We start from the raw sequence: 15,073 nt of genomic DNA, 5'->3' as shown, positions 1-15,073 counted from the left end.
CCGATGTGTTCCTGGTGCTGGGGCTTTGCCCCGGTGGCCGAAGCGCTGGTCAAGCAGGCGCAGGCGGCGGGTGTCGAACTGCACCTGGTGATGGGTGGCTTGCGTACCGGCAGCGGCGCGGCGCTGGAGCCGACGACCCGACGTTATATCCTCGAACACTGGCAGGCGGTCACCGAGACCACCGGCCAGCCGTTCAAGCTCGACGGCGCCTTGCCCGAGGGGTTCGTCTACGACACCGAGCCTGCCTGTCGCGCCGTGATCACCGCGCGCAGCCTGGCGCCGGACTGTGCGTGGGCGCTGGTGGGTCTGATCCAGCGGGCCTTTTATGTCGAGGGCCGGGATGTCACCCAGGCCAGCGTGCTGGTGGAGCTGGCGGAGCAGGCCGGGTTGCCGCGAATCGAGTTTTCCGGGGCCTTTGACACGGCCGAGCAGCATGCGGCCACTGCCGCCGATTTCACCTGGGTCCAGGATCTGGGGATTGCCGGTTTCCCGACCTTGCTGGCCGAGCGTAATGGCCAGTTGGCGCTGCTGACCAATGGCTACCAGCCGTTGGCCGAACTTGCTCCGCTGCTCGGCCGTTGGCTGGAGCGCGCGGCCAGTGCTTGAACAGCCCGAACCGATTAACCCCCCTGCGGACCGTCTGAGCTGGGCCGAAATTCGGCGTCTGGCCCTGCACCATCGAAAAGCGCTGTGGATCGCCAACGCGGTGGCCGTGCTGGCGACCCTGTGCAGCGTGCCGATTCCCCTGCTGTTGCCGCTATTGGTGGACGAAGTCCTGCTCGGCCACGGCGATGCCGCGCTCAAGGTGATGAACCACCTGCTGCCCGATCCCTGGCAGCGCGCCGTCGGTTATATCGGCCTGATGTTGCTGGTGACCCTGTGCCTGCGCTGCGGGGCGCTGGTGTTCAACGTGGTGCAGGCGCGGCTGTTCGCCGGGCTGGCCAAGGACATTGTCTACCGCATCCGCACCCGACTGATCGAACGGTTGAAGCGTATTTCCCTGGGCGAATATGAAAGCCTGGGTAGCGGCACCGTGACCACGCACCTGGTGACCGACCTGGACACCCTGGACAAATTCGTCGGCGAAACCCTGAGCCGTTTTCTGGTGGCGATGCTGACGCTGGTGGGCACCTCGGGCATCCTGGTCTGGATGCACTGGAAGCTCGCGCTGTTGATTCTGTTGTTCAACCCATTGGTGATCTACGCCACGGTGCAACTGGGCAAGCGCGTCAAGCACCTGAAGAAGCTGGAAAACGACAGCACCTCGCGGTTTACCCAGGCGCTGACCGAGACCCTCGACGCGATCCAGGAAGTGCGCGCCGGCAATCGCCAGGGCTTTTTCCTCGGGCGCCTGGGCATGCGGGCCCGGGAAGTGCGTGACTATGCCGTGGCCTCGCAATGGAAAAGCGACGCCTCGAGCCGGGCGACGGGGCTGCTGTTCCAGTTCGGTATCGATATCTTCCGCGCGGCGGCGATGCTTACTGTGCTGTTCTCGGACCTGTCCATCGGCCAGATGCTCGCGGTGTTCAGCTACCTCTGGTTCATGATCGGGCCGGTGGAGCAGTTGTTGAACCTGCAATATGCCTTCTATGCCGCCGGTGGTGCCCTGGAACGGATCAACGAACTGCTGGCGCGTGCCGACGAGCCGCAGTACCCCGGTGGTATCGACCCCTTCGTCGGGCGTGACACCGTGGGTATCGAGGTACAGGGCCTGAGTTTCGCCTATGGCGAGGAGCCGGTGCTCGATCAGTTGGACCTGTCCATCGCCCCTGGTGAAAAGGTGGCGATTGTCGGGGCCAGCGGTGGTGGTAAAAGCACCCTGGTGCAACTGCTGTTGGGGCTGTACACGGCCCAGGCCGGGACCATTCGCTTTGGCGGCGCTTCCCAGGCCGATATCGGCCTGGACACTGTGCGCGAGAATGTGGCGGTGGTGCTGCAGCACCCGGCGCTGTTCAACGATACGGTGCGCGCCAACCTCACCATGGGCCGCGAGCGCAGTGATGAAGCTTGCTGGCGGGCACTGGAAATTGCCCAGCTCGACGCTACGATCAAAGTGTTGCCGCAAGGCCTGGACAGCATTGTCGGGCGTTCCGGGGTGCGTTTGTCCGGTGGTCAGCGCCAGCGTCTGGCGATTGCCCGGATGGTCCTGGCCGAACCCAAGGTGGTGATCCTCGACGAAGCGACCTCGGCATTGGACGCGGCGACCGAGTACAACCTGCATCAAGCCTTGAGCCGCTTTCTCAGTGGCCGTACCACCCTGATCATTGCCCATCGCCTGTCCGCGGTGAAACAGGCGGATCGGGTGTTGGTGTTCGACGGTGGACGGATTGCCGAGGATGGCGATCATCAGCAGCTTATTGCTGATGGTGGTCTTTACGCCAAGCTGTACGGACACCTGCAAAAAATTTGACGCACTTGAGTTTTGTCCGGTTTTCTGTGCTTAGTGGTTGAATTGATTGACGGAAAGACTTTTTCCTCTGTGCGTACGAGCACGGGATGAATTCCAGCGATCTGGTAAGGGGGCGTGGATCCCTTCGATAGCGTGGAAATTAGCCTAGGCTGTGCTATCAGGAGTGGATTTCTCTCGAGTGCTCATCTGGTAGTGCTGATGCAAGGGATCTCATGAAGCAAACGCGGACTCTCGGAACGCCACGGCTATTGGGCATTGTCTGGCCATTTATTGCCGTTGTCCTGTTTCAGGCCTTGCTGGGCTGCCTCAGCCTCTACGTGCTTTCTGCGGTGCGCGGATATGTGGCGGGTGAGAGCCTCTGGTCCAAGGGCCAGAAGGACGCGATCTATTACCTCAATCTGTACGCTGACAGCCGCGACGAAACGATTTTCCGCAAATACCAGGAGGCGATTGCCGTGCCTCAGGGCGGGCACGACCTGCGGGTTGCCCTGGATGCGCCCACTCCGGATCTGGCCGCAGCCCGGCGCGGGATCCTGCAAGGCGGCAACCACCCCGACGATGCCTCCAGCATCATCTGGTTGTACCTCAACTTTCGGCATTTCAGTTATCTGGAGCGGGCCATTGAAAAATGGACGGTGGGCGACAGTTATCTGGTGCAACTGGACGCTGTCGCCCAGCAGATGCACAGGGCGATCTCCGGCAACCAGGAGAGCAATGCCGATATCCAGCGCTGGAAGAGCCAGATATTTGCCATCAATGATGGCGTGACGCCGGCGGCGAAAGCCTTCAGCGATGCCTTGGGCGAAGGTTCGCGGGTCATTCTCCGTTTGCTGCTGATCACCAACCTGGCCACCGCCCTGGTCCTGATCGCCCTGGCCTTGCTGCGCACGCACAAGCTACTGGCCCAGCGCCATGCATTTGCCGATGCCTTGCAACTGGAAAAAGAGCGGGCGCAGATTACCCTGGAGTCGATTGGTGACGGGGTCATCACCACCGATGTGGAAGGCTCCATCGCCTATATGAATCCGGCGGCCGAGCACTTGACCCATTGGAAAGCCGGACAGGCCTATGGCTTGCCCCTGGCGGCGCTGTTCAACCTGCTCGACGAAAATGCCCAGGACGAAGGTTTTACCCTGATCGAACATATTCTCACTGGCCGGCTGGGCGGTGGCAGCGAGCATTCCAAGCTGATCCAGCGCCTGGACGGCAGCACCGTCTCGGTGACGCTGGTGGGGGCGCCGATCCGCAACGCCGGCAAAGTCAGTGGCGCGGTGCTGGTGCTGCACGATATGACCCAGGAGCGGCAGTACATCGCCAATCTGTCCTGGCAGGCCACCCATGACGCCTTGACGGGCCTGGCCAACCGGCGTGAATTCGAGTATCGCCTGGAACAGGCGCTGCACAATCTGAGTCGTCAGCCGGCGCGCCACTCGTTGATGTTCCTCGACCTGGACCAGTTCAAGCTGGTCAATGACACCTGCGGTCATGCCGCCGGCGATGAATTGCTCCGGCATATCTGTGCCTTGTTGCAATCCGGGCTGCGGGAGGGCGACACCCTGGCCCGCCTGGGCGGTGACGAGTTTGGCATCCTGCTGGAGAACTGCCCGGCGGACGCTGCGGAAAAGATCGCCGAAGGCCTGCGCCAGACGGTACAGAACCTGCATTTTGTCTGGAAGGGACGGCCGTTCGTGACCACGGTCAGTATTGGCCTGGTGCACATCGCCCAGGCACCGGCCACCCTGGAGGCCTCGCTGCGGGCGGCGGACATGGCCTGCTACATGGCCAAGGAGAAGGGCCGCAACCGGGTCCAGGTGTATCACGCCGACGACTCGGAATTGTCCTTGCGCTTCGGTGAGATGGCCTGGGTCCAGCGTTTGCACATGGCGCTGGAGGAAAACCGGTTCTGCCTGTATGCCCAGGAAATTGCCGCGCTAGGGCCCGCCGACCACTCCGGTGGGCACGTGGAAATCCTCCTGCGTTTGCATGACGAAGCCGGCCGAATGATCCTGCCCGACAGCTTTATTCCGGCCGCCGAGCGTTATGGCCTGATGATCCAGTTGGATCGCTGGGTGGTGCAGAACGTCTTCAAGGTCATTGCCGAATGCATTGCCCAGAAGCGCGAGGGGGTCATGGCGATGTGTGCGATCAATCTGTCGGGCACCACCATTGGCGACGAGGGTTTCCTCGGCTTCCTGCATGAGCAGTTCCGGGTGCATGGGATTCCACCGGATATGATTTGTTTCGAAATAACTGAAACCAGCGCCATTTCCAATCTCGGCAGCGCCATACGATTTATCAATGAACTCAAGAACTTGGGCTGTCGGTTCTCCTTGGACGATTTTTGCGCGGGAATGTCTTCGTTCGCCTATCTCAAACATTTGCCTGTAGACTTCCTGAAGATCGATGGAAGTTTCGTAAAGGATATGCTGGACGACCCGATTAACCGCGCCATGGTCGAGGTGATCAATCACATCGGCCATGTCATGGGGAAGCGAACGATTGCAGAATTCGTTGAAACACCGCAGATTGAGCAGGCCCTGCTCGAGATCGGTGTCGACTATGCTCAAGGCTACATTGTAGAGCGACCGCAGTTATTCACCTGTGACAGCCTGTTGTGTCGACCCGCCCGGCCCCGGCCTCTCCTGTTCAAGGCGCCTGGTACATTCCGCTGAAACCTTTGCTGATCTGCTTAAATCACCATTCAGAAGGAGCCCGACAGTGATCGACACATTCAGCAGAACCGGCCCGCTTATGGAGGCCTCCAGCTATCCTGCCTGGGCGCAACAGCTCATCCAGGATTGTAGCGAGAGCAAGCGCCGGGTTGTCGAACACGAACTTTACCAGCGGATGCGCGACAACAGGTTGAGCGCGAAAACCATGCGCCATTATCTGATTGGCGGCTGGCCGGTGGTTGAACAGTTTGCGTTATACATGGCACAAAACCTCACCAAGACCCGTTTTGCCCGTCATCCCGGCGAGGACATGGCGCGGCGTTGGCTGATGCGCAATATTCGCGTGGAACTGAATCACGCCGACTATTGGTTGCATTGGAGCCGGGCCCACGGCGTGACCCTGGAGGATCTGCAGGAGCAGCAGGTACCGCCCGAGTTGCACGCGTTGAGTCATTGGTGCTGGCATACCAGCTCGGCCGACCCGTTGATCATCGCGATTGCCGCCACCAACTACGCCATCGAAGGGGCCACCGGCGAGTGGTCGGCGCTGGTGTGTTCGACGGGGGTGTATGCGGCAGCCTTTCCGGAGGAGGACCGCAAGCGGGCAATGAAGTGGTTGAAGATGCACGCCCAGTACGATGATGCCCATCCGTGGGAAGCCCTGGAAATCATCTGTACCCTGGCAGGTAACAATCCTGCCAAGGCTTTGCAGGTCGAGTTGCGGCAGGCCGTCTGCAAGAGCTACGACTACATGTACCTGTTCCTCGAACGTTGCATGCAGTTGGAGCATGCGGAAAAGGCTCCGGCCTCCCGCGAGCGTCAGGCCGCCTTCGCCGAGGGCTGATTGTGCCGGCTTGCTTTTAAGCTTGCATCGCTCCTGCCGGCCTCATCGTCGGCAAGTTGGCTCTCACATAAGCTGGGCACGGCGCTAGTGCTGTGACAAAACAGCTTTTTGTGGGAGCCGGCTTGCTGGCGATGGTCTTGCTAGGCCTATCCAGGCTGTGACTCAGCCCGCCATTGCCAGGCGGTTGCGGCCTTCTCGTTTGGCCACATACAGGGCATTGTCCGCGCGGCGCAGCAGGCTTTCAGTGGACTCTCCCGGTAATAACGTGGCGCAACCCAGGCTCACCGTCAGGTTGATCAACTGGCCGTCGCAATCGTAATCCTGCGCTTGCGCTGCATGACGCAGGCGTTCACCGACCATGGCCGCGGTTTCGCGATGGGTGTTGGACAGCAGAATCAGAAACTCTTCGCCGCCGTAGCGAAATACCCGGTCGACATTGCGCAGTTGGTCCTTGATCGACGTCGCGACGATTTTCAGCACCTTGTCGCCGGTGCCGTGCCCGTGGTTGTCATTGATCTGTTTGAAATGGTCGATATCCAGCATCAGCACCGAGATCGGCTGGCCATGGCGGCGTGCCAGTTCGAATTCCCGTTGCAGGGCCTGCTCCATGGCGATTCTGTTGCCGGTTTCGGTCAGCGGATCGCGCAGTGCGCAGCGCGTGGCGGCACGGTAGAGCAGGGCGTTGCGCATCGGGTACAGCAGGCTTGCCAGCAGTGACTCCAGGTTGCTCAGCTCCTGTTCGCTGAAGCGGGTGTTGCGACGGAATATCAACTCACCCAGTTGCTCGCCTTCATGGCTGAGGCTGTAGCTGATCAGGTGGTGCCCGCGATGGCCGAATTCCAGGCGCAAGTCGCTGTCCGGGTGCAGGTAGCTCAGGGCGTCCAGTGGCACCACGCGCTGAATCTCGCGGAAGAAGATTTCCAGGATGCGCTCCGGCTCCAGGCTGATCTGCAACTGCAAGGCCAGTTGATGACGTAATTGCGCCAGGCTGATGGGGCGTTGCAGGGCAGGCGGAAGCTGGCCAAAGCCCAGACGTTGCAATCTGGCGCGATCAAAATCAATTGCGTTGGTCTGGGTCGGCGTTTTCATAGTGGCAAGCCCCTAAGCACAAAATACGGTCTTACAGGGTGGGCGAGAGCGGTTTGAAAGCCAGTCCCGCGCTGCGTGTTGAGAAAGTTAGAGCGAAAGTCGTGCCAATCAGTTCAATCGAATAAAAGTCGTTTGAATTCAGGCAATTGATTTCGAGGGGAGGGTTGCAGTTGGGCGGCAAGGGCGGCAGTTGTTTGACTTTGGCTGATGGCTTTTTGGAACTAGGTTGCCGCGTGCCGGTATTCCGGCACGCGCGGCAGGGTGAGGCGCAGAGGCTTACTGTGCGTCGAAGGCCTGGCCGTTGACGCCGCTGCTGTCGGGCCCCATCAGGTACAGGTAGACCGGCATGATGTGCTCGGGTATCGGGTTGTTTTCCGGGTTTTCGCCAGGGTAGGCTTGGGCCCGCATGCTGGTGCGGGTGGCGCCGGGGTTGATGCTGTTGGCGCGCACTGGGGCCACGGTCTCAAGCTCGTCGGCCAGGGTCTGCATCAGGCCTTCGGTGGCGAACTTGGACACCCCATAGGCGCCCCAGTAGGCGCGACCTTTGCGACCGACGCTGCTGGAAGTGAAGATCACCGAGGCGTCCTGGGACAGCTTGAGCAGTGGCAGCAGGGTGCTGGTCAGCATGAACATGGCGTTGACGTTGATGTGCATGACGCGCATGAAGTTTTCACCGGACAGCTGTTCCAGTGGCGTGCGCGGGCCGATGATCGAGGCGTTGTGCAGCAGGCCATCGATGTGGCCGAATTCGGTTTCGATCATGGCCGCCAATTCGTCGTACTGGTGCGGCAGGGCGGTTTCCAGGTTGAAGGGGATCACCGCCGGTTGCGGGTGGCCGGCGGCTTCGATTTCGTCGTAGACCTGGCTCAGGTTGGCTTCGGTCTTGCCCAGCAGCAGCACGGTGGCACCGTGGGCGGCATAGGTCTTGGCGGCGGCGGCGCCGATGCCACGGCCGGCACCGGTGACCAGGATGACGCGGTCCTTGAGCAGGTCGGGGCGGGCGGAATAATCGAACATGGCTAAACCTCTACAAATCTAAAACGGCTGACGGGCTCAACAGCTGCACAGCGCGTTATCCAATACCTTGCGCAACTCCAGCGGGTGATCGACCACCACATCGGCGCCCCAGTGATCCGGGTTGTCGTCCGGGTGGATATAACCGTAGCGCACCGCGGCGGTACGGGTGCCGGCGTCGCGACCGGACTCGATATCACGCAGGTCATCGCCGACGAACAGGACGCTGGCCGGGTCGAGGTCGAGCATCTTGCACGCGAGGATCAGCGGCTCCGGATCGGGCTTGCTGTTCTTCACGTGGTCCGGGCAGATCAGCAAGGCCGAGCGTTCCGCCAGCCCCAGTTGTTGCATGATCGGCTCGGCGAAGCGCAGTGGCTTGTTGGTGACCACACCCCAGAGCAGATTGGCTTTCTCGATATCGGCCAGCAACTCGGCCATGCCGTCGAACAGGCGGCTATGGACGGCGCAGGCCTTGAGGTAGCGCTCGAGGAACTCCTGGCGCAACGTCTCGAAGCCCGGCGACTCGGGGTCCATCATGAAGGTCACGGCGACCATGGCGCGTGCACCGCCGGAGATCTCGTCGCGAATCGCCCGATCGGCAATCGGCGGCAGGCCACGCTCGGCGAGCATGGCCTGGCAGATGGCGATAAAGTCCGGCGCGGTGTCGAGCAGGGTACCGTCCATGTCGAAGAGAACCGCTCTCAAGCGCATCGGTTACTCCTCGCGCAGGGTCTGGATCATGTAGTTGACGTCAACGTCCGCCGCCAGCTTGTAGTGCTTGGTCAGGGGGTTGTAGGTCAGGCCGATGATGTCCTTGACCGCCAGTCCGGCTTCGCGACTCCAGGCGCCCAGCTCGGAGGGACGGATGAATTTCTTGAAGTCGTGGGTGCCGCGTGGCAGCAGGCCCATGATGTATTCCGCGCCGACAATGGCGAACAGATAGGCCTTGGGATTGCGGTTGATGGTGGAGAAGAACACCTGGCCGCCGGGCTTGACCATGCGGAAGCAGGCGCGGATCACCGAGGACGGGTCGGGGACATGCTCGAGCATTTCCAGGCAGGTCACCACGTCGAACTGCTCGGGCATTTCCTCGGCCAGGGCTTCGGCGGTGATCTGCCGATACTCGACGCTGACCCCGGATTCCAGCTGGTGCAACTGGGCCACGGCCAGGGGCGCTTCGCCCATGTCGATACCCATCACGGTGGCACCGCGCTGGGCCATGGCCTCGCTGAGAATGCCGCCGCCGCAACCGACGTCGAGGACCTTCTTGCCGGCGAGTTTGACTCGCTCGTCAATCCAGTTGACCCGCAGCGGGTTGATGTCGTGAAGCGGCTTGAACTCGCTTTCACGGTCCCACCAGCGATGGGCCAGGGCTTCGAACTTGGCGATTTCAGCGTGGTCGACGTTGCTCATGGACTGTCCTCTAAAACTTGGAAATCAGGTTGATGTCGCCCGCGGGGCGTTGCGCCATCTTCAATATCTTCAATTCAATACGCGCTCTGGCGCGTCAATCAATGCGCGTGACCGCCGATGCGCTGGCCCCAGGCCCGGGCGGTCGCGCCCAGTTGTTGTTCGTCCATGCGGGTCAGGCGACGGTCTTCAAGCAGCGGCTTGCCGCCGACCCAGACATGTTGCACACAGTCGCGGCCGCTGGCGTAGATCAACTGCGACACCGGATCGTAGATCGGCTGCTGGGCCAGGCCCGACAGGTCGAAGGCGACCATATCCGCAGCCTTGCCGACTTCCAGCGAACCGATCTCCTGCTCCAGGCCCAGGGCCCGTGCGCCATTGAGGGTTGCCATGCGCAGCGCGCGATGTGCGTCCAGTGCCGTGGCGGAGCCGGCGACAGCCTTGGCCAGCAGGGCGGCGGTGCGGGTTTCGCCGAGCAGGTCGAGGTCGTTGTTGCTCGCCGCGCCGTCGGTCCCCACGGCCACGTTCACGCCGGATTGCCAAAGACGCTCCACCGGGCAGAAACCACTGGCCAGTTTCAGGTTCGATTCCGGGCAGTGGATCACGCTGCTGTTGCTTTCTACCAGCAACGCCAGGTCGTCATCGCTGATCTGGGTCATGTGAACGGCCTGGAAGCGCGGGCCGAGCAAGCCGAGGCGGCCCAGGCGTGCCAGCGGCCGTTCGCCGCGTTGCTCCAGGGACTGCTGCACTTCGAAGGCGGTTTCATGGACGTGCATGTGGATCGCGGCATCGAGTTCTTCGGCGATGACCCGGACTTTTTCCAGGTTTTCGTCGCCAACGGTGTAGGGTGCATGGGGGCCGAAGGCAATCTTGATCCGTGGATGGTGCTTGAGGTCGCCGAACAGCTCGATGGCCTGGCGCAGCGACTCATCGACGCTGGCGGCGCCGGGGATCGGGAAGTCGAGGATCGGAATGGCGATCTGCGCGCGAATGCCGCTGTTGTGTACGCGGTCGCTGGCGACTTTAGGAAAGAAGTACATGTCCGAGAAGCAGGTGATGCCACCCTTGAGTTGCTCGGCAATGGCCAGGTCCGTGCCGTCACGGACGAAGGCTTCATCGACCCATTTGGCTTCGGCGGGCCAGATATGCTGTTCCAGCCAGGTCATCAGCGGCAGGTCGTCGGCCAGGCCGCGAAACAGGGTCATGGCGGCATGCCCGTGGGCATTGACCAGGCCAGGGGCCAGCAGGCTTTGCGGCAGTTCGCGGACTTCCTTGGCGCCGAGTTTCAAGGCCTCGGCCCGGGGGCCGATAAAGGCGATGTGCCCGTCGCGAATGCCCAGCCCATGCTCCTTGAGTACCACGCCGGCAGGCTCGACCGGGACCAGCCAGGTCGGGAGCAGGAGAAGATCGAGCGGGGCGGCTGTATTCGGCATCGTGGACGGCTTCCGGGCTTTATCTGAAATAATGGCGAAGTATACCCGAGCGTCCTCGCAGGGGGATCGCTATAATCGGCGGCTTTTGTTCCGGAGTATGGGGTGAATCATGCGCGATCGGTTGTTGGCTGCGGAAAAAGTGAAGGCCATCGATTGGCGTGATGGTGCCTTGTATCTGCTCGATCAGCGCATTCTGCCGTTCGAGGAAACCTGGTTGGCTTACGACAGTGCTGCAGGCGTCGCCGAGGCGATCCGCTCGATGGTGGTGCGCGGTGCGCCGGCCATCGGTATCAGTGCGGCCTACGGTGTAGCGCTGGCGGCGCGAGCGCGAATCGCCGAGGGTGGCGACTGGCGGGCCGCCATGGAGGCCGACTTTGCCCTGCTGGCGAACTCGCGACCGACCGCGGTCAATCTGTTCTGGGCCCTGGACCGTATGCGCGAGCGTCTGGAGCGGGTCAAGGACGGCGCCGACCCGTTGGCGGCCCTGGAGGCCGAGGCGGTGGCGATTCATGAAAGTGATCGCGAGGCCAACCTGACCATGGCGCAATTGGGGGTCGACCTGATCCGCAAGCACCAGGGCAATGCCCAGGCGATCCTGACCCACTGCAATACCGGCGCCCTGGCCACTGGCGGCTTCGGTACCGCCCTGGGAGTGATTCGCGGCGCCTTCCTGGAAGGCATGGTCGAGCAGGTCTATGCCGATGAAACCCGGCCCTGGTTGCAAGGCTCGCGCCTGACCGCCTGGGAGCTGGCCAACGAAGGCATTCCGGTGACCCTGAACGCCGATTCGGCCGCCGCGCACATCATGAAGACCAAGGGCGTGACCTGGGTGATCGTCGGTGCCGATCGTATTACCGCCAATGGCGACGTGGCCAACAAGATCGGGACCTATCAGCTTGCGGTCTGTGCGATGCACCATGGCGTGCGTTTCATGGTGGTGGCGCCGAGTTCGACCATCGACATGGAACTGGCCAGTGGCGACGACATTCCGATCGAGGAGCGTGACGGCAGCGAGCTGTTGAGTGTCGGTGGTCATCGGGTCGGGGCCGAAGTGGAGGCCTTCAACCCGGTCTTCGATGTGACGCCGGCGGATTTGATCGATGTCATCGTGACCGAAAAAGGCATTGTCGAACGCCCTGATACCGCGAAGATGACGCAGTTGATGTGTCGCAAACGTCTGCATTGACCGGTTTTTGTCCCCGGCCAAGGGCTATTTTGCACGCCTGGGAGACGGTCATCCGGCCTCTGAGCCTCTCTCGGCGCGCTCTCGGTCGGTTACAGCGGCCGCCCGTCTACTTCCTTGCCTCTGCCGGGGTAGGTGCGTGGCGGCGATTGTGATAACATCCGACGGTTTCCAGGGTAGCCCGAAGCGGCTGCCTTCACTGCGCAGATCCAAGGCATAACTCGTTGATTTGTCGTAAGTCGTTGCAGGGCATCAGGCCCGCGGCGGCGAGCTTCGTTCGTCCCATATGGATGTGACGAAGTTTCACCAGAAAAAGGAATCAGGCTTCTCATGGGCGAACTGGCCAAAGAAATCCTCCCGGTCAATATCGAAGACGAGCTGAAACAGTCCTACCTCGACTACGCGATGAGCGTAATTGTCGGGCGGGCACTGCCTGATGCGCGCGATGGCTTGAAGCCCGTGCACCGGCGTGTGCTGTTCGCGATGAGCGAACTGGGTAACGACTGGAACAAGCCGTACAAGAAATCTGCCCGTGTGGTCGGTGACGTGATCGGTAAGTATCACCCGCACGGTGACACCGCGGTCTACGACACCATTGTTCGGATGGCACAGCCATTCTCCTTGCGTTACCTGCTGGTCGATGGCCAGGGTAACTTCGGTTCCGTGGACGGCGACAACGCCGCGGCCATGCGATACACCGAAGTGCGCATGACCAAGCTGGCGCACGAGCTGCTGGCCGACCTGCATAAAGAAACCGTGGACTGGGTGCCGAACTATGACGGTACCGAGCAGATCCCGGCGGTCATGCCGACCCGTATCCCCAACCTGCTGGTCAACGGCTCCAGCGGTATCGCCGTGGGCATGGCGACCAACATCCCGCCGCACAACCTCGGTGAAGTCATCGACGGTTGCCTGGCACTCATCGACAACCCCGAGCTGACCGTCGATGACCTGATGCAGTTCATCCCCGGGCCGGACTTCCCGACCGCCGCGATCATCAACGGCCGTGCCGGCATCATCGAGGCCTACCGCACTGGTCGCGGACGCATCTATATGCGCGCCCGCTCGACCATCGAGGATATCGACAAGGTCGGCGGTCGCCAGCAGATCGTCATCACCGAACTGCCGTACCAGTTGAACAAGGCCCGGTTGATCGAGAAGATCGCCGAACTGGTCAAAGAGAAGAAGCTCGAAGGCATCACCGAACTGCGCGATGAGTCCGACAAGGACGGTATGCGCGTGGTTATCGAGCTGCGTCGTGGCGAAGTGCCGGAGGTGATTCTCAACAACCTCTACGCCCAGACCCAGTTGCAGAGCGTGTTCGGCATCAACATTGTGGCGCTGATCGACGGTCGCCCACGGATCCTCAACCTCAAGGATCTGCTGGAAGCTTTCGTCCGTCACCGTCGCGAAGTCGTGACCCGGCGTACCGTGTTTGAACTGCGCAAGGCCCGCGAGCGTGGACACATCCTCGAAGGCCAGGCGGTTGCGCTGTCGAACATCGACCCGGTCATCGCGCTGATCAAGGCTTCGCCGACGCCGTCGGAAGCCAAGGAAGCGCTGATCAGCATGCCTTGGGAATCGTCCGCGGTCGTGGCGATGGTCGAGCGTGCCGGTGCCGATTCGTGCCGTCCGGAAACCCTGGACCCACAATACGGTCTGCGTGACGGCAAGTACTTCCTGTCGCCGGAACAGGCGCAAGCCATTCTGGAACTGCGTCTGCACCGTCTGACCGGCCTGGAACACGAGAAGCTGCTGGCCGAGTATCAAGAGATCCTCAACCAGATCGGCGAGCTGATCCGCATCCTCAACAGCGCCACGCGCCTGATGGAAGTGATCCGCGAAGAACTCGAAGTGATTCGTGCCGAGTACGGTGACGTGCGTCGTACCGAAATCCTCGATGCCCGCCTGGACCTGACCCTGGGTGACATGATCCCGGAAGAAGAGCGCGTGGTGACCATTTCCCACGGCGGCTACGCCAAGACCCAGCCGTTGGCGGCCTACCAGGCCCAGCGCCGTGGTGGTAAAGGCAAGTCGGCGACCGGCGTCAAGGATGAGGACTACATTGCCCACCTGTTGGTTGCCAATAGCCACACCACGCTGCTGCTGTTCTCCAGCAAGGGCAAGGTGTACTGGCTCAAGACCTACGAAATTCCCGAAGCTTCCCGCGCCGCCCGTGGTCGTCCGCTGGTGAACCTGCTGCCGCTGGATGAGGGTGAATACATCACCACCATGCTGCCGGTGGAGGAATACACCGAAGGTCACTTCATCTTCATGGCGACCGCCGACGGTACCGTGAAGAAGACGCCGCTGGAGGCCTTCAGCCGCCAGCGCAGCGTGGGTCTGATCGCCCTGGAACTGGACGAAGGCGACGTGCTGATCAGCGCCGCGATCACCGATGGCGAGCGTGAGGTCATGTTGTTCTCCGACGCTGGCAAGGTCACCCGCTTCAAGGAGTCCGACGTCCGCGCCATGGGCCGTACGGCCCGCGGTGTGCGCGGCATGCGCCTGAACGAAGGCCAGAAGCTGATCTCCATGATCATCCCGGAAGAAGGCAGCCAGATCCTCACGGCTTCCGAGCGCGGCTTCGGCAAGCGCACCGCGATCGGCGAGTTCCCCGAGTACAAACGTGGCGGCCAGGGCGTGATCGCCATGGTCAGCAACGAGCGTAACGGCCGTCTGGTCGGTGCGGTGCAGGTGCTCGACGGTGAGGAGATCATGCTGATTTCCGACCAGGGCACGTTGGTGCGTACCCGTGTCGATGAAGTCTCCAGCCTGGGCCGTAATACCCAGGGCGTGACGCTGATCAAGCTGGCCAGTGATGAAACGCTGGTGGGCCTGGAGCGTGTCCAGGAGCCATCGGAAGTCGAAGGCGAAGAGCTGGAAGGTGAAGACGGCGTCGAGTTCGACGGCGACGTGCTGATCGACGATCAGCAGCTTGACGCTGCAACCGACGAAGCTGAACCGCAGGACTAATTAGGCGCCTGCCTCTGTCGTTGTTGCTATTGTAGGAGCGAG

At 61.7% G+C, this 15,073-nt stretch carries 11 protein-coding genes; 6 read left to right on the top strand and 5 right to left on the bottom strand.

The window, feature by feature from the left end; genetic code table 11:
* Positions 1 to 3 precede the first annotated feature (3 nt).
* The 4 genes from HX866_RS15040 (at position 4) to HX866_RS15025 (ending at position 5,926) form a co-directional block, all read left to right on the top strand.
* Complete coding sequence (locus HX866_RS15040) at positions 4 to 606, top strand: DsbA family protein (protein WP_177093342.1); 603 nt, start codon at positions 4 to 6, stop codon at positions 604 to 606.
* Positions 599 to 2,410 carry an ABC transporter ATP-binding protein gene (locus tag HX866_RS15035; protein WP_371319254.1) on the top strand — a complete coding sequence of 604 codons (1,812 nt, stop codon included), beginning with the start codon at positions 599 to 601 and terminating at the stop codon, positions 2,408 to 2,410. The genes HX866_RS15040 and HX866_RS15035 overlap by 8 nt, the downstream gene beginning before the upstream one ends.
* Positions 2,411 to 2,622: 212 nt before the next feature.
* Positions 2,623 to 5,082 (top strand): EAL domain-containing protein, encoded by a 2,460-nt coding sequence (locus tag HX866_RS15030; protein ID WP_177100194.1) that lies wholly within the window; start codon positions 2,623 to 2,625, stop codon positions 5,080 to 5,082.
* Positions 5,083 to 5,161: 79 nt separating this feature from the next.
* Positions 5,162 to 5,926 (top strand): TenA family transcriptional regulator, encoded by a 765-nt coding sequence (locus HX866_RS15025; RefSeq protein ID WP_218177331.1) that lies wholly within the window; start codon positions 5,162 to 5,164, stop codon positions 5,924 to 5,926.
* A 162-nt stretch (positions 5,927 to 6,088) separates the two neighbouring features.
* Here the strand turns inward: HX866_RS15025 and HX866_RS15020 are convergent, their stop codons facing one another.
* From HX866_RS15020 to HX866_RS15000, 5 genes are all read right to left on the bottom strand, one after another.
* Complete coding sequence (locus HX866_RS15020; RefSeq protein WP_177092513.1) at positions 6,089 to 7,015, bottom strand: GGDEF domain-containing protein; 927 nt, start codon at positions 7,013 to 7,015, stop codon at positions 6,089 to 6,091.
* 276 nt (positions 7,016 to 7,291) lie between these two features.
* The gene (locus tag HX866_RS15015; RefSeq protein WP_177092512.1) at positions 7,292 to 8,032 is read right to left on the bottom strand and encodes a YciK family oxidoreductase; all 741 of its coding nucleotides are present in this window, start codon (positions 8,030 to 8,032) and stop codon (positions 7,292 to 7,294) included.
* A 36-nt stretch (positions 8,033 to 8,068) separates the two neighbouring features.
* The gene (gene mupP, locus HX866_RS15010; RefSeq protein ID WP_177092511.1) at positions 8,069 to 8,740 is read right to left on the bottom strand and encodes an N-acetylmuramic acid 6-phosphate phosphatase MupP; all 672 of its coding nucleotides are present in this window, start codon (positions 8,738 to 8,740) and stop codon (positions 8,069 to 8,071) included.
* A gap of 3 nt (positions 8,741 to 8,743) precedes the next feature.
* Positions 8,744 to 9,442, bottom strand: a complete 699-nt coding sequence (gene ubiG, locus HX866_RS15005; RefSeq protein ID WP_100939083.1) for a bifunctional 2-polyprenyl-6-hydroxyphenol methylase/3-demethylubiquinol 3-O-methyltransferase UbiG — start codon at positions 9,440 to 9,442, stop codon at positions 8,744 to 8,746.
* Positions 9,443 to 9,540: 98 nt separating this feature from the next.
* Positions 9,541 to 10,872 carry a TRZ/ATZ family hydrolase gene (locus HX866_RS15000; protein WP_177140050.1) on the bottom strand — a complete coding sequence of 444 codons (1,332 nt, stop codon included), beginning with the start codon at positions 10,870 to 10,872 and terminating at the stop codon, positions 9,541 to 9,543.
* Positions 10,873 to 10,981: 109 nt separating this feature from the next.
* Here HX866_RS15000 and mtnA point away from each other — a divergent pair, with 109 nt between their 5' ends.
* Both mtnA and gyrA read left to right on the top strand, forming a co-directional pair.
* Positions 10,982 to 12,058, top strand: a complete 1,077-nt coding sequence (mtnA, locus tag HX866_RS14995; RefSeq protein ID WP_177100202.1) for an S-methyl-5-thioribose-1-phosphate isomerase — start codon at positions 10,982 to 10,984, stop codon at positions 12,056 to 12,058.
* A 327-nt stretch (positions 12,059 to 12,385) separates the two neighbouring features.
* Positions 12,386 to 15,031, top strand: coding sequence for a DNA gyrase subunit A (gyrA, locus tag HX866_RS14990; protein ID WP_177092508.1), 2,646 nt, complete (start codon positions 12,386 to 12,388; stop codon positions 15,029 to 15,031).
* The last annotated feature ends 42 nt before the right edge of the window (positions 15,032 to 15,073 follow it).

Source organism: Pseudomonas gingeri, from assembly GCF_013386165.1.
GTDB lineage: Bacteria > Pseudomonadota > Gammaproteobacteria > Pseudomonadales > Pseudomonadaceae > Aquipseudomonas > Aquipseudomonas gingeri_C.
Note: the sequence above shows the minus strand (reverse complement) of the source record. Positions and strands in the feature narration are given on the sequence as shown.

Coding starts and splice junctions, on each gene's coding strand:
- gyrA (WP_177092508.1), top strand. CDS start 12,386: ATGGGCGAACTGGCCAAAGAAATCCTCCCGGTCAATATCGAAGACGAG.
- HX866_RS15040 (WP_177093342.1), top strand. CDS start 4: ATGTGTTCCTGGTGCTGGGGCTTTGCCCCGGTGGCCGAAGCGCTGGTC.
- mtnA (WP_177100202.1), top strand. CDS start 10,982: ATGCGCGATCGGTTGTTGGCTGCGGAAAAAGTGAAGGCCATCGATTGG.
- HX866_RS15000 (WP_177140050.1), bottom strand. CDS start 10,872: ATGCCGAATACAGCCGCCCCGCTCGATCTTCTCCTGCTCCCGACCTGG.
- HX866_RS15025 (WP_218177331.1), top strand. CDS start 5,162: ATGGAGGCCTCCAGCTATCCTGCCTGGGCGCAACAGCTCATCCAGGAT.
- HX866_RS15015 (WP_177092512.1), bottom strand. CDS start 8,032: ATGTTCGATTATTCCGCCCGCCCCGACCTGCTCAAGGACCGCGTCATC.
- ubiG (WP_100939083.1), bottom strand. CDS start 9,442: ATGAGCAACGTCGACCACGCTGAAATCGCCAAGTTCGAAGCCCTGGCC.
- HX866_RS15020 (WP_177092513.1), bottom strand. CDS start 7,015: ATGAAAACGCCGACCCAGACCAACGCAATTGATTTTGATCGCGCCAGA.
- HX866_RS15030 (WP_177100194.1), top strand. CDS start 2,623: ATGAAGCAAACGCGGACTCTCGGAACGCCACGGCTATTGGGCATTGTC.
- mupP (WP_177092511.1), bottom strand. CDS start 8,740: ATGCGCTTGAGAGCGGTTCTCTTCGACATGGACGGTACCCTGCTCGAC.